Source organism: Candidatus Kosakonia sp. 282A-S69, from assembly GCF_029433855.1.
GTDB classification, from domain to species: Bacteria; Pseudomonadota; Gammaproteobacteria; order Enterobacterales; family Enterobacteriaceae; genus Kosakonia; species Kosakonia cowanii_A.
On the sequence record NZ_JAROAU010000004.1, the window covers coordinates 70926 to 89887 of the forward strand.

Annotated in this window: 13 protein-coding genes; 3 read left to right on the plus strand and 10 right to left on the minus strand. The window is 59.0% G+C overall.

The features are described from left to right. Positions 1-9 precede the first annotated feature (9 nt). Complete coding sequence (gene lptD / locus PU683_RS20055; RefSeq protein WP_277174397.1) at positions 10-2352, minus strand: LPS assembly protein LptD; 2343 nt, start codon at positions 2350-2352, stop codon at positions 10-12. Positions 2353-2547: 195 nt separating this feature from the next. On the opposite strand from lptD, the gene djlA reads away from it, so the two are divergent. After that, positions 2548-3372, plus strand: coding sequence for a co-chaperone DjlA (djlA, locus tag PU683_RS20060; RefSeq protein WP_277174398.1), 825 nt, complete (start codon positions 2548-2550; stop codon positions 3370-3372). A gap of 36 nt (positions 3373-3408) precedes the next feature. Here djlA and rluA read toward each other — a convergent pair whose 3' ends face one another. The 6 genes from rluA to araB all read right to left on the minus strand — a co-directional run bounded on the left by rluA (position 3409) and on the right by araB (position 13617). After that, positions 3409-4068, minus strand: coding sequence for a bifunctional tRNA pseudouridine(32) synthase/23S rRNA pseudouridine(746) synthase RluA (gene rluA / locus PU683_RS20065; RefSeq protein ID WP_277174399.1), 660 nt, complete (start codon positions 4066-4068; stop codon positions 3409-3411). A 16-nt stretch (positions 4069-4084) separates the two neighbouring features. Then, a complete protein-coding gene (gene rapA / locus PU683_RS20070) occupies positions 4085-6991 on the minus strand; it encodes an RNA polymerase-associated protein RapA (RefSeq protein WP_277174400.1) in 2907 nt (968 codons plus the stop codon). Between the two features lie 146 nt (positions 6992-7137). Further along, positions 7138-9495 (minus strand): DNA polymerase II, encoded by a 2358-nt coding sequence (polB, locus tag PU683_RS20075; RefSeq protein WP_277174401.1) that lies wholly within the window; start codon positions 9493-9495, stop codon positions 7138-7140. A 74-nt stretch (positions 9496-9569) separates the two neighbouring features. Next, the gene (gene araD, locus PU683_RS20080; RefSeq protein WP_277174402.1) at positions 9570-10265 is read right to left on the minus strand and encodes an L-ribulose-5-phosphate 4-epimerase; all 696 of its coding nucleotides are present in this window, start codon (positions 10263-10265) and stop codon (positions 9570-9572) included. Between the two features lie 138 nt (positions 10266-10403). Beyond that, positions 10404-11906 (minus strand): L-arabinose isomerase, encoded by a 1503-nt coding sequence (gene araA / locus PU683_RS20085; RefSeq protein ID WP_277174403.1) that lies wholly within the window; start codon positions 11904-11906, stop codon positions 10404-10406. Between the two features lie 10 nt (positions 11907-11916). Further along, complete coding sequence (gene araB / locus PU683_RS20090; protein WP_277174404.1) at positions 11917-13617, minus strand: ribulokinase; 1701 nt, start codon at positions 13615-13617, stop codon at positions 11917-11919. A gap of 337 nt (positions 13618-13954) precedes the next feature. Here araB and araC point away from each other — a divergent pair, with 337 nt between their 5' ends. Together araC and PU683_RS20100 are read left to right on the plus strand one after the other, a co-directional pair. Further along, positions 13955-14800, plus strand: a complete 846-nt coding sequence (gene araC, locus PU683_RS20095) for an arabinose operon transcriptional regulator AraC (protein ID WP_042718368.1) — start codon at positions 13955-13957, stop codon at positions 14798-14800. A 126-nt stretch (positions 14801-14926) separates the two neighbouring features. After that, positions 14927-15697 (plus strand): DedA family protein, encoded by a 771-nt coding sequence (locus tag PU683_RS20100; protein WP_277174405.1) that lies wholly within the window; start codon positions 14927-14929, stop codon positions 15695-15697. Here the strand turns inward: PU683_RS20100 and thiQ are convergent. From thiQ to thiB, 3 genes are read right to left on the minus strand one after another with little or no spacing between them, the layout of a single operon-like run. Continuing rightward, entirely contained in the window at positions 15691-16392 is a 702-nt protein-coding gene (thiQ, locus tag PU683_RS20105; RefSeq protein WP_277174406.1) for a thiamine ABC transporter ATP-binding protein ThiQ, read from the minus strand. The genes PU683_RS20100 and thiQ overlap by 7 nt on opposite strands. Then, positions 16376-17986: a thiamine/thiamine pyrophosphate ABC transporter permease ThiP gene (gene thiP, locus PU683_RS20110; RefSeq protein ID WP_277174407.1), complete on the minus strand. Its 1611-nt coding sequence runs from the start codon at positions 17984-17986 to the stop codon at positions 16376-16378. Before thiP ends, thiQ begins: the two co-directional genes overlap by 17 nt. Then, entirely contained in the window at positions 17962-18945 is a 984-nt protein-coding gene (gene thiB / locus PU683_RS20115) for a thiamine ABC transporter substrate binding subunit (RefSeq protein WP_277174408.1), read from the minus strand. The genes thiP and thiB overlap by 25 nt, the downstream gene beginning before the upstream one ends. Between the last annotated feature and the right edge of the window lie 17 nt (positions 18946-18962).

The window sequence follows — 18962 nt, forward strand, 5'->3', positions numbered from 1 at the left end:
TCAAACAGATCACAGTGAGCTACGGTACGGCAGGATGTTCGAGCGCAGCATCTCTTGCGTACCCAGGCCATAGTTGGAACTCAGGCCGCGAAGCTCAATGTTGAAACCGATAACTTTTTCATACTTGCTCTGGTCGTTCTCCCAGCCGTTAAGTTTGCGTTCCCAACCGAGGCGAATCGCATAACAGCAGGAGTTATACTGCACGCCAACCATCTGATCCGCTGGCTTGTGGGTATTGGTATCAAGATAGTACGCACCAACAAGAGACCAGCGATCGGCAATCGGCCAGCTCGCTGCGGTACCCACCTGCGAAATCCCTCTTTTATACTGCTCGGACGTCGCGAAGTTTGGCAGTGTCGCCTGGATATACTCCGGGCTCGCATAACGATAGCTCAACTGCAGCAGACGGTTTTCGTCGCGGCGATACTCCAGCGCGGAGCTGCTGTTAGCGATGTTATTCAGACGCGTATCGTACTGAACCCCGCCACGCAGACCCCAACGATCGGAGATGCGCCAGTAGGTATCGCCCGCCCACACCAGCGAACCGGTTTTGTTGTCCTTCTCCCACTTGATATTGTCATCACCGGTGCGGGACTCGGTGAAATAGTAGATTTGACCAACAGAAACGTTAAAACGTTCAACCGCCGCGTCATCATAAATGCGCGAGGTAAGACCGGTGGTGACCTGGTTGGCTGACGCGATGCGGTCGAGACCGCCATAGGTACGGTCACGGAACAGGCCGCTGTAGTCCGACTGCAGCAGGGAGGAGTCATAGTTGTTGATATGGCTCTGATCGCGGTAGGGCACATAGAGATATTGCGCGCGCGGCTCCAGCGTCTGGGTGTAGCCAGCCGCCCAGTCCATATCGCGTTCGAAGACCAGTTTGCCGTCGGCTTTAAATTGCGGCATCACACGGTCAACAGACTCGCGGTAATCAGTGCCGTTACGGGCGTTATAGGTGTCGATATTGGTCTGCTGGTAATGGGTCGCCAACAGTTTGACTTCGGTATTGAGGCTGCTCCAGCCGTTGGAAACCGGCAGGCTCAACGTCGGTTCGATATGGTAACGCGTCGACTCTGGGTTGTTTTTGTTAGTGTTAACAAAGTTGACCGCCTGGCCGTAGACGCGGAAATCGAACGGACCGAGATCGTTGTGGTACCAGTTCACATCCACCTGCGGTTGCGCAGAGTAGGAGTTACTGTTGTTACGGTTAAACACCTGGAACTGCTTGGTGGAGACCGTGGCGTCAAAGTTTTCGACCGCATAGCCGACGCTGAGGATCTGCGTGGCGTAACCGTCGGTACTGGAACCATATTTTGACGAAAAGTCGTTAAAGTAGTTCGGATCGCTGACTTTGGTGTAGTTGGCGTTAAAACGCCACACTTTATCCAGCACCCCGGCATGCTGCCAGAAGAAGAGCCAGCGATGGCGATCGCCCTCGGTGGGATGCTCATCTTCATAGACTTTATCGGAGGGCAGATAGTCAAACTCAATCAGGCCCTGGCCCGCCTGCGACAGGTAGCGGAACTCATTCTGCCACTGGGTGTTGCCGCGCTTATGGATATAGTGCGGCGTGATCGTCGCATCCATATTGGGCGCGATGTTCCAGTAGTAGGGCAGATAGAATTCAAAATAGTTGCTGGTTGAGTACTTGGCGTTCGGGATCAGGAAACCTGAACGGCGCTTATCACCAATCGGCAACTGCAAATAGGGGCTATAGAAGACCGGAACCGGGCCGAGCTTAAAACGGGCGTTCCAGATCTCGGCGACCTGCTCTTCGCGATCCTGAATCACCTCGCTTCCCACCACGCTCCAGGTATTGGAGCCGGGCAGACAGGAGGTGAATGTCCCGTTATCCAGAATGGTGTAGCGGTTCTCGCCGCGCTGTTTCATCACATCGGCAGTACCCCGACCCTGACGATCCACCATCTGGTAGTCACCGTCCCAGATATTGGTGTCTTTGGTGTTCAGGTTCGCCCAACCTTTCGGACCTTTCAGGATGACCTGATTGTCGTCATAGTGCACATTACCGAGCGCATCCACCGTTCGTACAGGTTCCGTCTGACCTTCCGGTTGCTGTTGATGAACCTGAACCTCATCGGCCTGCATGCGGCTATTACCCTGATTAATATCAACATTGCCGGTAAAAACGGCGTCGTCAGGGTAGTTGCCTTTAGCATGATCGGCGTTAATCGTTACCGGTAAGTTATTGGTATCGCCTTTAATCAGGGGGCGGTTATAGCTGGGAACGCCAAGCATACACTGCGAGGCAAGATCGGCTGCCATCCCCTGCTGACTGTAAAGGGCGTAGCCAATCATGGTGGCCAGGAGGGTGGGGATACGTTTTTTCATACGTTTTATGTGTTGTTCCGTCATCTGTGGCTTTACGCTGGCAAACGGTCTGAGACTAACTTACTCGCCTTTGCAACGCTAGTTTTAATCCTGCCCGCGTTCGAGCCAGAAGGAGAGCCTGCGCCTGTGCACGGCATAGAATGACGGGTATGATAAAGCAAATTTTAGCCGACGGCATGACGATTTGGGGAGTATATGCAGTATTGGGGGAAAGTGGTTGGAGTGGTCGTTGCCCTTTTCGTAGGCGGCGGCTTTTGGGGCGCCGTGCTGGGGCTGATTATTGGGCATCTTTTTGACAAATCACGCAGCCGTAAAATGGCGTGGTTTGCCAACCAGCGCGAGCGCCAGACGCTCTTTTTCGCCACCACCTTTGAGGTGATGGGGCATTTAACCAAATCGAAGGGGCGCGTGACGGAAGCCGATATCCAGGTCGCAAGCCTGTTTATGGATCGTCTGAGCCTGCACGGCGAGTCGCGCACCGCGGCGCAGCACGCATTTCGCGTCGGCAAAACGGATAACTACCCGTTACGCGACAAGATGCGTCAGTTTCGCAGCGTCTGTTTCGGCCGCTTTGATTTGATTAGGATGTTTCTGGAAATTCAAATCCAGGCAGCGTTTGCGGACGGTACGCTCCACCCGAGCGAACGTCAGGTCCTGTACGTCATTGCTGAAGAGCTCGGCATCTCTCGCCAGCAGTTCGATCAGTTCCTGCTGATGATGCAGGGCGGGGCGCAATTTGGCGGCGGCTTTAACAACTCACAGCAGCAGGCGGGCGGTGGCGGATGGCAGCAGGCGCAACGCGGCCCGACGCTGGAAGATGCCTGTAACGTGCTGGGAGTGAAAACCACCGACGACGCGACAACCATTAAGCGCGCCTATCGCCGTTTAATGAGCGAGCATCACCCGGACAAGCTGGTGGCAAAAGGCTTACCGCCGGAGATGATGGAGGTGGCGAAGCAGAAAGCGCAGGATATCCAGAAAGCCTACGAACTGATTCGCGAACAGAAAGGGTTTCGCTAATAAAAACGTCCCCGACCGCAAGATCGGGGCGCGTTCTCAAAAATCGACCGGCGCCCTGAACGTCATGCTGTTGCCAAACGCCGGATGGGTAATGGTCAATATTTCGGCATGGAGCTGTAAACGCGGCGCCATCGCCAGCGCTTCTGGCGTTGCATAAAAGCGGTCGCCAAGGATCGGATGACCCAGCGCCAGCATATGTACCCGCAGCTGGTGCGAACGGCCGGTGATCGGCTTCAGGCGCACCCGCGCGCTGCCATCCTCATCATACGACAGCACTTCATACTCCGTCTGCGCCGCCTTGCCGGTTTCAAAACAGACCTTCTGCTTCGGCCGGTTTGGCCAGTCGCAAATCAGCGGCAGATCCACCAGCCCTTGCGCTTTTTCCGGGTGACCCCAGATGCGCGCCAGGTACTGCTTTTTCGGCTCGCGTTCGCGGAACTGGCGCTTTAATTCACGCTCGGCCGCTTTGGTGAGTGCCACCACAATCACGCCGCTGGTGGCCATATCCAGCCGGTGCACCGACTCTGCCAGCGGAGAGTCGCGCTGAATGCGCGTCATCACGCTGTCTTTGTGCTCATCAAGACGGCCCGGCACCGACAACAAGCCGCTGGGCTTGTTGACGACCATAATGTGCTCATCCTGATAGAGAATCACCAGCCAGGGATCCTGCGGCGGGTTGTAGGGCTCCATCACCATTGCGGGCTCCGTTCCGTTATTGATGCGTGACGACAATCAGACGCAGCGCGTCGAGACGCCAGCTTGCCTGCGCCAGGCTCTCCATTACCTGCAGGCGGTTGCTCTCGATCGCTTCCAGTTCGTCATCACGAATGTTCGGGTTGACGGCTTTCAGCGCTTCCAGACGCGCCAGCTCAGCAGAGAGCTTCTCATCGGCTTCGCGGCGCGCAGATTCAATCAGCGCCTTCGCAGCGTCAGCCACCTGGGCTTCACCTTTTTGCAGGATGGTATGCACTTCCTGCTGGACGGCGTTGACCAGTTTGCTGCCCGTGTGGCGGTTTACCGCGCTCAGCTGACGGTTAAAGGTCTCAAACTCCACTTGCGCAGCGAGGTTGTTACCGTTTTTATCCACCAGCAGACGGATCGGCGTCGAGGGCAGGAAGCGGTTGAGCTGCAGCTGCTTCGGTGCCTGCGCTTCGACCACATAGATCAGCTCTACCAGCAGCGTGCCGACCGGTAAGGCTTTATTCTTCAGCAGTGAAATGGTGCTGCTGCCAGTGTCACCGGAGAGGATCAGATCCAGACCGTTACGGATGATGGGATGCTCCCAGGTGACAAATTGCGCATCTTCGCGCGTCAGCGCCACATCACGCTCAAAGGTGATGGTGCAGCCATCTTCCGGCAGCCCGGGGAAGTCCGGCACCAGCATATGATCTGACGGTGTCAGGACGATCATGTTCTCGCCGCGATCGTCCTGGTTTATGCCGACGATATCAAACAGGTTCATGGCGAAGGCGATAAGCGCGGTGTCGTCATCCTGCTCGGCGATGCTGTCGGCCAGCGCCTGCGCTTTTTCGCCGCCGTTGGAGTGGATCTCCAGCAGGCGGTCGCGGCCCTGCTCCAGCTGCGCTTTCAGCTCATCATGCTGCGCGCGGCACGTTTTAATCAGATCGTCAAAACCTTCGCTGTTTTCCGGCGCGGCCAGGTAGTTAATCAGCTCGCCGTGCACGCTGTCATAGATCGCGCGACCGGTCGGGCAGGTGTGTTCAAACGCGTCCAGCCCTTCGTGGAACCAGCGCACCAGCACCGACTGCGCGGTTTTCTCAAGGTACGGCACGTGGATCTGGATGTCGTGCGCCTGGCCAATACGATCCAGACGGCCGATACGCTGCTCAAGCAGATCCGGATTGAAGGGGAGGTCGAACATCACCAGATGGCTGGCGAACTGGAAGTTACGCCCTTCAGAACCGATTTCGGAGCAGAGCAGCACCTGCGCGCCGCTATCCTCTTCCGAGAACCATGCCGCGGCGCGGTCGCGTTCAATAATTGACATCCCTTCATGGAACACCGCTGCACGGATGCCTTCGCGCTCGCGCAGAACCTGTTCCAGTTGCAAAGCGGTCGCCGCTTTGGCGCAGATCACCAGCACCTTCTGCGAGCGGTGGCTGGTGAGGTAGCCCATCAGCCACTCGACGCGCGGATCGAAGTTCCACCAGGTGCCGCTGTCGCCTTCAAACTCCTGGTAGATCTGCTCCGGGTAGAGCATGTCGCGGGCGCGCTCTTCCTGGCTTTTACGCGCACCCATAATGCCGGAGACCTTAATCGCCGTCTGGTACTGGGTCGGCAGCGGCAGCTTCACCGTGTGCAGTTCGCGTTTCGGGAAGCCCTTCACCCCGTTACGGGTGTTGCGGAACAGCACGCGGCTGGTGCCGTGGCGATCCATCAGCATGGCGATCAGCTCCTGGCGCGCATCGGCAGCGCCGTCGCGATCGCTGTTCGCAGTTTGCAGCAGAGGCTCGATATCCTGCTCGCCCACCAGCTCGCTCAGCATATTGAGATCGTCATTGCTCAGGCGCTCGCCCGCCAGCAGCAGCGCGACGGCATCGGCCACCGGACGGTAGTTCTGTTGCTCTTCAACAAACTGGGCGAAATCATGGAAACGGTTCGGATCGAGCAGGCGCAGACGCGCAAAGTGGCTCTCCATACCGAGCTGTTCCGGCGTCGCGGTCAGCAGCAGAACGCCCGGCACGCGCTCGGCCAGCTGTTCAATGGCGAGGTATTCACGGCTCGCCTCTTTTTCGCTCCACACCAGGTGGTGTGCTTCATCGACCACCAGCAGATCCCACTCGGCATCGCAGAGGTGTTCAAGGCGCTGCTTGCTGCGGCGCACGAAATCAAGGGAGCAGATCACCAGCTGTTCGGTTTCGAACGGGTTATCGCTATCGTGCTGCGCTTCGGCATAACGATCGTCATCAAACAGCGCAAAGCGCAGGTTGAAGCGGCGCAGCATCTCAACCAGCCACTGGTGTTGCAGGGTTTCCGGCACCACGATCAGCACACGCTCGGCGGCACCCGCCAGCAGCTGCTGATGCAGGATCATCCCGGCTTCAATGGTTTTGCCCAGCCCCACTTCATCGGCCAGCAGCACGCGCGGCGCATGGCGACGGCCCACGTCATGGGCGATGTGCAACTGGTGCGGAATCAGATTCGTACGCTGCCCGCGCAGGCCGCTCCACGGCATGCGGTACTGCTCACTCTGGTATTTCCGCGCGCGGTAGCGCAGCGCGAAACGGTCCATGCGATCAATCTGCCCGGCGAAAAGGCGATCCTGCGGCTTGCTGAACACCAGCTTGCTGTCGAGCAGCACTTCACGCAGCACCACGTTGCTCTCCCCGGTATCAAGACGTGTACCGGTATAGGCGAGCAGACCGTTCTCTTCGTTGACTTCATCAATAGTGAGCTGCCAACCGTCGTGACTGGTGATGGTGTCACCGGGATTGAACATAACGCGCGTGACCGGAGAGTCGCTGCGGGCATAGAGGCGATTTTCACCGGTGGCGGGGAAAAGCAGGGTGACCGTGCGCGCGTCCATCGCAACGACAGTACCAAGTCCAAGCTCGCTTTCCGTATCGCTGATCCAGCGTTGACCAAGTGTAAAGGGCATAAATGAACTCTAATCTCTAATTGCAGGCAATAGTTCGTCACCGCCTGGCGACAGGCGGGCGGATAAATTTGGGACCAGAAAAAGGAAGGGCGCTATGGTACTGGAACCAACTTCGTTCGTATAGACCGATTCGTGCAGCACCACGGTCAGAATAGCCCCAGCTGCCCTGTCATCAGTGTAGCAAAGTCATCGTCAAGGAAAGGGAGGATCCCATCGGCGACCGGCTGCAACTGCTTCGTTAAATAGTGATCGTAATCGAGCGGCGAGCGCTGGTAATCGACCGGTTCCGGGCCACTGGTGGTCCAGAGATACTTAATCGTGCCGCGATTCTGATACTGCGGTGCGCGCCCGCGCTTCTGGTTCTCCTCGTCGGCAAGACGGGCGGCGCGCACGTGCGGCGGCACATTGCGCTCATACTCCGCCAGTGGGCGGCGCAGGCGCTTGCGGTAGACCAGCTGTGCGTCAAGCTCGCCCGCCATCAGGCTGGCGATGGTCTCGCGGACATAATCCTGATACGGCTCGTTGCGAAAAATACGCAGATAGAGCGACTGCTGAAACTGCTGCGCCAGCGGCGTCCAGTCGGTGCGCACCGTCTCAAGACCCTTAAACACCATGCGCTGCGTATCGCCCTCCTGAATCATCCCGGCGTAGCGCTTTTTGCTTCCCTGATCCGTACCGCGAATGGTCGGCATCAAAAAGCGACAAAAATGGGTTTCGAACTCCAGCTCCAGCGCGCTCTCCAGCCCTTGCTGTTGCAGATGCGACGTCCACCAGCGGTTAACCGTTTCGACCAGATGCTGGCCAATTTCCGCCGCCGCCTCTTCACTGTGCTGATGCTTAAGCCAGACGAAGGTGGAGTCCGTATCGCCATAGATCACGTCATACCCTTCGGCTTCAATCAGCGCTTTGGTTTGCAGCATGATCTGGTGCCCGCGCATGGTGATCGACGAGGCGAGCCGCGGATCAAAGAAGCGACAGGCGGTGGTACCGAGCACGCCGTAGAAGGCGTTCATAATGATCTTCAGCGCCTGCGACAGCGGCTTATTGCCCTGCCGCTTTGCCTCATCGCGCCCGTGCCAGATCTGCCCGACAATCTCCGGCAGGCAGTGCTTCTGCCGTGAAAACCACGCGCCGAGAAACCCCTCGGTGCTGTGCGCCGCGTCAGGCTGCGCCAGCCCCTCAATCAGGCCGACCGGATCGATAAGATAGGTGCGGATAATCGACGGGTAGAGGCTTTTGTAATCCAGCACCAGGACCGAATCATAGAGGCCCGGACGCGAATCCATCACATAGCCGCCGGGGCTGGCCTGCGGTGCGACATCGCCGAGATTCGGTGCCACGTAACCGGCGCGGTGCATGCGCGGAAAATAGAGGTGGCTAAAGGCGGCGACCGAGCCGCCGTGGCGGTCGACGGGCAGGCCGTTGACCGTTGCGCGTTCCAGCAAGAAGGGCATGATCTCCGTCTTGTGGAAGATGCGTGTTACCAGCTCGCAATCCTTCAGGTTATAAGTGGCGAGCGCGGGCTTATCTTCGGCGAAGCGGCGATTGATCTCATCCATACGATCCCACGGGTTGTCGATCGCTTTCCCCTCGCCGAGCAGCTCGCGCGATACCGATTCCAGCGAGAAGGAGGAGAAGCTCCAGAAGGCGGACTTCAGTGCGTCGATGCCGTCAATAATCAAGCGTCCCGGTGCCTGGGCAAAGAAGACGCCGTTTTTAAAGCCGTGCTCGCGCCACTCCAGCTCGCTGCCGTTGCGCCCGAGGGTCAGCGGCACGCGGTAACGCTCGGCGCTCTTTTGCAGCACTTTCAAATCGAACTGCACCACATTCCAGCCAATCAGCACGTCGGGATCGTGCTCGGCAAACCAGGCGTTAAGCTTCTCCAGTAGCTGCGGGCGGCTGGCGACGTAGATAAGATCGAAATCGAGCCCCTGCGCATCGCCATTCTCCGGGCCGAGCATGTAGACCGTGCGCTGGCCGCACCCCTCAAGGCCGATGCAGTAGAGCTCGCCGTGGCGGGTGGTTTCAATATCCAGCGACACCCACTTCAGGGGCGGGCGATAGTGCGGGCTCGGTTTCAGGCGCGCATTGACCAGCGCGTTACCGCGCCGTTCGCCCTCAACCCATACCGGGGCGGTGATAAAGCGCTCCATCAAATAGCGCTCCGGCGGGCGGACATCGCCTTCATAGAGAGTGACGCCGCCTTCGCGCAGCAGCTTCTCAAAACGCATTAATTGACGATGGGCGCGGCAGTAGAGACCCATTACGGGCCGACGGTGAAAATCGTTAAGGGAGAGCGGAGTTAAGCGCCAGTTGTGCTCATCGCGCAGCAGCGCGCGGGCTTTGTCGGCCTGCTCAGCGGGAATAAAGGCAACGGACTCCTGCGGCGGTAGCACCACACGCAACGGGCCGTTGTCGGTGGCGAGCCAGAGTTCGATCTCCGTCCCGTCCGGCGTATCCCGCCAGTGACGGGTTAAAATAAAGCCTTCTTGCGCCTGCGCCACAGTGTGCTCTCACTCAACCAAAACCAGGCGAGATTATAGCCTGGTTCGGTAGGTGATGCTGTGGTTTTATACAGCTATTGTCCGTAATAGGCCTTCGCGCCATGTTTACGTAAATAGTGCTTATCCAGCAGCGTCTGCTGCATGGCGGGCAGCTGCGGATTGAGCTGGCGGCTGAAAATCCCCATGTAGGCGACCTCTTCCAGCACAATGGCGTTATGCACCGCGTCATCGGCGTTTTTCCCCCAGGCAAACGGCCCGTGAGAGTGCACCAGCACACCGGGCATCTGCGCCGCGTCGATACCCTTTTTCTCGAAGGTTTCAACAATCACATTACCGGTTTCCCACTCATATTCACCGTTGATCTCCTCATCGCGCATTTTGCGCGTACAGGGGATCTCGCCATAAAAGTAGTCAGCGTGGGTGGTGCCGGTTGCCGGAATAGGTTGCCCGGCCTGCGCCCAGATGGTGGCGTGGCGCGAATGGGTGTGGACAATGCCGCCAATGGTCGGAAACGCCTGGTAGAGCAAGCGGTGGGTAGGGGTATCGGAAGAGGGCTTTTTCGTCCCCTCGACCACCTCGCCGGTGGCGATATCGACCACTACCATATCCTCGGCAGTCATCACGCTGTAGTCGACACCGGAGGGTTTGATCACCAGCACACCGCGCGTGCGGTCGACGGCGCTGACGTTGCCCCAGGTCAGAGTGACCAGATTATGTTTTGGCAGTGCCAGGTTGGCTTCCAGCACCTGCCGTTTGAGATCGTCGAGCATCGGTTTCTCCTGTATCGCCGGATAGCGCAGTGCTTATCCGGCCTACGGGTTCGTTTCATCTGTATCGCCGGATGGCGCTGCGCTTATCCGGCCAGTGGGTGTGTAGGCCCGGTAAACGGCGTGGTACCGGGCATGGGCTTAGCGTTTAGAGCCGTAATAGAGCTCGTTCCAGCGCAACGCATCTTTAAACGCCGGCAGGCGGGTATCGTTGTCGATCACCGTCAGCTCAATGCCGTGCAGCTCGCTGAACTGGCGCATATCATCAAGCGTCAGCGCCTGGCTGAAGACGGTATGGTGCGCGCCACCGGCGAGGATCCACGCTTCGGAGGCTGTGTTGAGATCCGGCAGCGCTTTCCACAGGGCATTCGCCACCGGCAGGTTCGGCAGATCGTGCGGCGTTTTCACCGCCTCAACGCAGTTCACCAGCAGGCGGAAGCGATCCCCCAGATCGATCAGGCTGGCGTTGATCGCCGGACCCGTTTTGGTGGAGAAGATAAGACGTGCCGGATCGGCCTTGCCGCCGATGCCGAGATACTGCACATCCAGCGTCGGTTTTTCGTCGAGAGCGATAGAAGGGCACACTTCCAGCATATGCGAGCCGAGCACCAGGTCGTTGCCATTCTCAAAGTGGTAGGTGTAATCCTCCATAAAGGAGGTACCGCCGTTCAGCCCGCCGGACATCACCTTCATAATGCGCAGCAGGGCTGCGGTCTTCCAGTCGCCTTCGCCGGCAAAGCCGTAGCCCTGCTGCATCAGGCGCTGCACCGCCAGGCCCGGTAGCTGTTTCAGGCCATGCAGATCTTCAAAAGTGGTCGTGAAGGCGTGGAAGCCGCCCTCTTCTAAGAAGCGTTTCAGGCCAAGCTCAATACGCGCGGCATCAATCACGTTCTGGCGTTTATCGCCGTTTACCTGCGCGGCCGCGGTCAGGCGGTAGCTGCTCTCATACTCATCGACCAGCGCATTGATATCGCCGTCGCTCACGGCATTCACCACCTGCACCAGATCGCCAACGCCCCAGGTGTTCACCGAGAAGCCGAACTTGATCTGCGCGGCCACTTTATCGCCGTCGGTCACCGCCACTTCGCGCATGTTGTCGCCAAAGCGCACCACTTTCAGGTGACGGGTATCCTGTTTGGAAACCGCCTGGCGCATCCACGCGCCGATGCGGGCATGAGCCTGTTTATCCTGCCAGTGGCCGGTAACCACGCTGTGCTGCTGACGCATACGTGCGCCGATAAAGCCAAATTCGCGGCCGCCGTGCGCGGTCTGGTTCAGGTTCATAAAGTCCATATCGATGCTGTCCCACGGCAGGGAGGCATTGAACTGGGTATGGAACTGCAGCAGCGGTTTGTTGAGGATCGCGAGGCCGTTGATCCACATTTTCGCCGGCGAGAAGGTGTGCAGCCACACCACCAGCCCGGCGCATTTATCGTCATAGTTGGCATCGCGGCAGATGGCGGTGATCTCATCCGGCGTCGTTCCCAGCGGTTTCAGCGTCAGTTTGCAGGGCAGTTTCGCCTCTGCGTTGAGGGCGTTAACCACCTGCTCGGCATGATGCGTCACCTGCTTCAGGGCTTCCGGCCCGTACAGGTGCTGGCTGCCAATAACGAACCAAATTTCATACTTGTCGAAAATAGTCATGATCGTGTCCTTAATGGGTTAACGCGGCCGGCGAAACTGTCGCGGCTGAAGGGAGATAGTGCTGCTCGGCGCTGACGGCCCACTGCTGATAGCGGCGATAGAGCCGTTCAAACTGCTGCGCCTGTCCCGAAGGCTGGAGCGTTTTCTCGATGGCGCTCGCCATCTTCTGCTGCGCAGCCGGGATATCTGCGTGCACTTCGGCGGCGACGGCGGCGAAGATGGCCGCGCCCAGCGCACAGCACTGTTCAGAAGCAACGACCTGCAACGGGCGGTTGAGCACATCGCAGCAGGCCTGCATCACGCCGAGGTTTTTACGCGCGATGCCGCCAAGCGCCATCACGTTGTCAACGGCAATACCCTGTTCGGTAAAGCACTCCATAATGGCGCGGGCACCGAAGGCGGTGGCGGCAATCAGCCCGCCGAACAGCGCCGGGGCGTCGGTGGCGAGATTCAGATCGGTGATCACCCCTTTCAGGCGCTGGTTCGCGTTTGGCGTGCGGCGACCGTTGAACCAGTCGAGCACGACCGGCAAGTGATCGAGAGAGGGATTTTTCACCCATGCGGCGGTAAGCGCCGGCAGGAGCTCTTTCTGGCTGGCTTTGATCTGCTCTTTCAGTTCCGGGTGCTGCTGTGCCAGCTGTGCCAGCTGTTCCAGCGGCCAGCCAAGGATGCGGCCAAACCAGGCGTAGATATCGCCGAAGGCAGATTGCCCCGCTTCGAGGCCGATAAAGTCCGGCACTACGCTGCCATCAACCTGGCCGCAGATACCTTTCACCGCGCGGTCGCCGACGCTCTGTTTATCGGCAATGAGAATGTCGCAGGTGGAGGTGCCGATCACTTTCACCAGCGTATTAGGCTGTGCACCCGCGCCGACGGCGCCCATATGGCAGTCAAACGCGCCGCCCGAGATCACCACCGATTGAGAAAGCCCGAGGCGCTGTGCCCACTCGGCGGTCAGCGTGCCCACCGGGCGGTCTGCGGTAAAGGTTTCGGTAAAGAGCGGCCAGCGCAGGTGTTTATTGATAATCGGATCGAGTTCATCAAAGAAGGCTGCGGGGGGTAAACCGCCCCAGCTTTCATGCCACAGGGATTTATGCCCGGCGCTGCAACGCCCGCGGCGGATCGCTTCCGGGCGCGTGGTGCCGGAGAGCAGGGCAGGCACCCAGTCGCACAGCTCGATCCACGAGGCGGCGGCCTGCGCCACGGCGCTGTCGGCGCGGGTAACGTGCAGGATCTTCGCCCAGAACCATTCGCTGGAGTAGATGCCGCCAATGTAGCGCGAGTAGTCGGTTTTACCTGAGGTGTGGCACAGGCGGGTGATCGCTTCCGCCTCTTCAACGGCGGTGTGATCTTTCCACAACACGAACATGGCGTTCGGGTTGTCGGCAAACTCCGGGCGCAGCGCCAGCACGCGGCCTTCGGCATCAATCGGTGCAGGGGTGGAGCCGGTGCTGTCCACGCCAATGCCTTTGATCTCTGCGCGCTGGGCGTCGCTTAACGCTGCCAGTACGCTTTTGAGCGCCGCTTCCATCGATTCGATGTAATCGCGCGGGTGATGGCGAAACTGGTTATGCGGCGCGTCGCAATAACGGCCCTCCTGCCAGCGCGGATACCACTCGACGCTGGTGGCGATCTCCGCCCCGGATGTGCAGTCTACCGCCAGCGCACGTACTGAATCGCTGCCGAAATCGAGGCCAATCGTGATTGCCATGCTTAGTGCTCCATAAGAATAACCGTTAGAAAAACGATAGAGATCGGCGGCGAAAACCGTCAGGCAGGATTCGCTAATCTTATGGACGAAATTGCTATGGCATCGCAAAGTGTGACGCCGTGCAAAAATTCGATGTGGACATTTCTGTCACCTTTATAGACACTTTCGTTATCCGTTTTAGCCCCGCTTTAAGGCGTTAAAAAGGGCTTATCGCTTTTGTCTTGCGGCATCGCGTGATGACAATATTGACGCGCTCTGCCCGCCATTAGCCGGGAAATAACGGGAATGACAATATGGACAATTGGTTTCCTTGTCGGGTAGGGGAGTAATGCGTTTTATGGCCGAATCTCAAAATGATCCACTGCTGCCCGGGTACTCGTTTAATGCGCACCTGGTGGCGGGACTGACGCCGATTGAATCGGAAAGCTATCTCGACTTTTTTGTTGATCGACCGCTGGGGATGAAGGGCTATATCCTCAACCTGACGGTGCGCGGTGAAGGTGTGGTGATGAACCAGGGTAAACAGTTTGTCTGCCGCCCCGGCGACATCCTGCTCTTTCCCCCCGGCGAGATTCACCACTATGGCCGCCATCCTGACGCCGAGGCGTGGTATCACCAGTGGGTCTACTTCCGTCCGCGCGCCTACTGGCAGGAGTGGCTAAACTGGCCGACGCTCTTCGCACAAACCGGTTTTTATCGCCCGGATGATGCGCATATGGATCGCTTTCGCGATCTTTTCGCGCAAATTATTGATGCCGGGCAGAGTGCCGGGCGCTACGCCGAACATCTGGCGATCAACCTGCTCGAACAGCTGCTGCTGCGGCGCATGGAGGCGATTAACGAATCCCTTAATCCACCGCTTGATAACCGCGTGCGTGACGCCTGCCAGTACATCAGCGACCATCTTTCCGATAACCATTTTGATATCGCCAGCGTCGCGCAGCACGTCTGCCTCTCGCCGTCGCGCCTGTCGCATCTCTTTCGCCAGCAGCTGGGCGTGAGCGTGCTGAGCTGGCGCGAAGATCAGCGTATCAGCCAGGCGAAACTGCTGCTCAGCACCACCCGGATGCCGATTGCCAGCGTCGGGCGCAACGTCGGCTTTGACGATCAGCTCTACTTTTCCCGGGTATTTAAAAAATGTACCGGTGCCAGCCCGAGCGAGTTTCGTGCTGGATGTGAATGAAGCGTAAAGAATGGAAATAATCTGATCTTCAATCTGACATAAGTGGTAAAGATTCAGATAATTGAAAGCTTGACGGTGGCGGAGGGGCTCCGCAGAATCCGGCGTTCAATCTGAACAGGACCCTTTATGGAAGCATTGCTGGAACACTTTATTACCCAGTCAGCCATGTACTCACTGGTGGCGATTGCGCTGGTCGCTTTTTTTGAGTCGCTGGCGCTGGTGGGGCTAATCCTCCCCGGCACGGTGATGATGGCGGCGCTGGGCGCCTTGATTGGCAGCGGGGAAGTTAATTTCTGGCATGCGTGGCTGGCGGGCATTGTCGGCTGCCTGCTCGGCGACTGGATCTCCTTCTGGCTCGGCTGGCGCTTTAAAAAGCCGCTGCACCGCTGGTCTTTCCTGAAAAAGCATAAAGCGCTGCTCGATAAGACCGAACATGCGCTGCATGAGCACAGCCTGTTTACCATTCTGGTCGGGCGTTTTGTCGGCCCGACGCGCCCGCTGGTGCCGATGGTGGCCGGGATGCTCGATCTGCCGATCCGCAAATTTTTACCGCCGAATATCATTGGCTGCCTGCTGTGGCCGCCGTTCTACTTTCTGCCGGGCATTCTCGCCGGTGCGGCGATCGATATTCCTGCCGATATGCAGAGCAGCAGCTTTAAATGGCTGCTGCTGCTGACGGCAGTTGTGCTCTGGCTGGCCTGTTGGCTCTGCTGGCGCCTGTGGCGGGTGGGAAAATCGGGCAGCGATCGCTTAACGCCCTACCTGCCGCGCCAGCGCCTGCTCTGGGTCGCGCCGGGTACGATGGTAATGGCGATCGCCGCAGTGGTGATGCTGGCGAAGCACCCATTGATGCCGATCTATCTCGATATTCTCGCTAAAGTGGTCCGCGGTCACTGAGGGTGAATGCCGAGCAGGGCAGAGACCGGCGCGTTGCCGCGCAGCAGCGTGTCGGTTGCGCCATCCCAGGCGATACGCCCCTCGGCCACCACCAGCGCGCGTTCGGCGATGCGTGCAGCATCCTCCACGCTGTGCGACACCATCAACAGCGTTAACTGCTGGCGGCGGCAGACGTTCTGCACCAGCGCCAGCATCTCCTGACGCAGCGCGGGATCGAGCGCGGAAAAGGGCTCATCCAGCAGCAGTAGCGGCTGCTCGCGCACCAGACAACGCGCTAAGGCCACACGCTGGCGCTGACCGCCGGAGAGCTGATCCGGCAACCGTTCCAGCAGTGCTTCCAGCCCCATAGTGGCGGCAATCTCATTAAGCTTCTCCCGCTGCGCGGCGTTGAGCTTCAATCCTGGATGCAAACCAAGGCCGATATTCTGCCGCACCGTCAGGTGGGTGAAGAGGTTATTCTCCTGAAACAGCATCGACACCGGACGGCGCGCGGGCGGCGTGCGGGTGTGATCCTCATCGCCAAGTAAAATCGTGCCGCTGGCCGGGGGGATAAATCCGGCAATCAGGTTCAGCAATGTGCTCTTTCCCGCGCCGCTGGGGCCGAGAATGGCAATCTGCTCACCCCGTTCGGCAGCGAGGGTAAAGCGCATCGGCAGATGTTCGTAAAGCCAGGTGACATCAATCAGTCTTAGCATGGCGGCCCGGTAGTTTTTCAATCACAGTAAAAAGTAAAAAGCAGAGCAGCAGCAGGATCAGCGCGGTGACGGCTCCATCCTGGCTGCGGTAAGCGCCAATTTGTTGGTAGAGATAGAAGGGTAGCGTGCGGAAATCCTCATTGCCAAACAGCGCCACCACGCCGAAATCGCCAATCGACAGCACGCAGGCAAAAGCCAGCGCCTGCGCAAGCGGGCGTTTCAGCGCGCGCAGCTCCACCACCCACAGGCGGCGGAAACCGGCAATATCGAGTGACTGGCAGAGCAGCGCATACCGCGCGGTAAGATCGCGCATCGGGTTTTCCAGCACCTTTAAGGCATAGGGGATCGCCATCAGCGCGTTGGTGAACATCACAATGCCGTCGGCAGAGTCGGGCAGGCCGATGGTGTTATTGAGCAGCAGGAAAAAGCCGGTTGCCAGCACAATGCCCGGCATCGCCAGGATCAGCATGCCGCTCAGTTCGAGCGCCTGCCCGGCTGCTGCCTGGTTGCGCGCGCGCAGTTCGCGGCTGCTCCACAGCAGCATCATGGTCAGCCCTACGCAGAGCAGCCCGGCGACCAGCGCGATGCGCAGCGAGGTCCACACCGCCTGCCACAGCACCGGCTCTGCCAGCACCTTCAGCAAACGCATATTGAGCCCATCGACAATCACCGCCAGCAGCGGCGGCAGCAGGAGCAGCAGCGCCAGCATGATTAACAGCGTATCGGCGATGCGGCTAAACCAGCGGCTCTCCGGGTCACGCCAGCCCTGAATGTGATGGCTACCGACGGCGAAGGCTTTACTCATTCGCTGGCTCAGCAGCACCAGCCCAAGACAGCAGATCATCTGAATCAGCGCCAGCATCGCCGCGCGGGCGGGATCGAAATCAAAGCTGAGCGCCTGGTAGATGGCCAGCTCAATGGTGGTGGCCTGCGGGCCTCCGCCCAGCGACAGCACGGTGGCGAAACTGGCGAAGCAGAGCATAAAGATCAGCGCCGCCACCGGCGGGATCTGGCGGCGCAGCCAGGGCCACTCGACAAAGCGGAAGAAGGTCCAGCCGCGCATCCCGAGCTGTGCCGCCAGCTGGCGTTGCTCACCGGGGATCTGCTCCAGCGCCTGTAGCAGCAGGCGCGAGGCCATCGGCAGGTTAAAAAAGAGGTGCGCCAGCAGGATGCCCTTCAGGCCGTAGGGCGAGAAGGTCCACTCAATGCCGAGCGTCTGGCAGAGGGCGGCGAGCCACCCCTGGCGACCATAGACGCTGAGGATGCCAAACACCGCCACCAGCACCGGCAGGATCAGCGTCATCGCGCATAAGCGCAGCAGCAGCTGACGGCCGGGAAAACGACGGCGGTAGAGCGCACGGGCAAGGAAAATGGCGGGCACCACGGAGAGCAGGGCAGAGAGAAAAGCCTGCCAGAAGGAGAAACGCACCACGTGCCACAGGTAGCTGTCCGACAAGAAACCGGAGAGGCCCGAAGCCGGTGCGTTTTGCCACAGCGCGAAAAAGGCCGCCAGCGCCACCGCCACCATCAGCGTGGCGGCGGTGAGGCCAGGTAGCAGCCAGCCGGGGATCAGCGGCTGACGGCGCGTTGCCACGAGGCTATCCATGCTGCGCGCTGGGTGGCCACCTCTTGCGGCGAGAATTGCAGCGAGGTTTGCGGTTTCTCAAGCTGGTCAAAACCGGCGGGCAGCGTGACGTTGCTTACCGGATACATCCAGTTGCCCGTTGGGATGGTGTTCTGGAAGGCGGGTGAAACCATAAATTTAAGGAATTTTTCCGCCAGCTCAGGCTGTTTGCTGGCGGCGGTGCGCGCCGCGACTTCAACCTGCAAGTAGTGGCCTTCACTAAAGTTCGCCGCCGCGTAGTGCTCTTTCTTCTCTTCAATGATGTGGTAGGCAGGCGAGGTGGTGTAGCTCAATACCAGATCGCTCTCGCCTTTCAAAAAGAGGCCGTAGGCTTCGCTCCACCCTTTGGTGACAGTCACGGTTTTGCCCGCCAGCTTTTGCCAGGCTTCCGCAGCCTTATCGCCATAGACTTTCTGCATCCACAGCAGCAGGCCGAGCCCGGGCGTGCTGGTACGCGGATCTTCATAAATGACGCGCCACTTTTCATCGCTCTCGACCAGCTCTTTCAGGCTTTTCGGCGGGTTTTTCAGCCTGGTTTTGTCATAGACAAAGGCGAACCAGCCGTAATCGAAGGGCACAAAGGTGTCATTGCTCCAGCCGCCAGGCACCTTAAGCGCGTTAGCTGGCACGCCGCTTTTGGCGAAGAGTTTGGTCTGGGTAGCGGCTTCCAGCAGGTTGTTATCGAGCCCGAGCACGACGTCAGCTTTGCTCTTTTTGCCCTCCATGCGCAGACGGTTGAGCAGCGAGACGCCATCTTCCAGCGCCACGAACTTCAGCTCGCAGTTGCAGTCGGCTTCAAAGGCTTTTTTTACCGCAGGGCCTGGCCCCCATTCGGCGGCAAAGGAGTCGTAGGTGTAGACGGTCAGGACGGGTTTAGCGAAAACGGGCGCGGCAATCAGCAGCAGCAGTGACAACGATTTTTTTAACACTTTGCACCTCATAAATG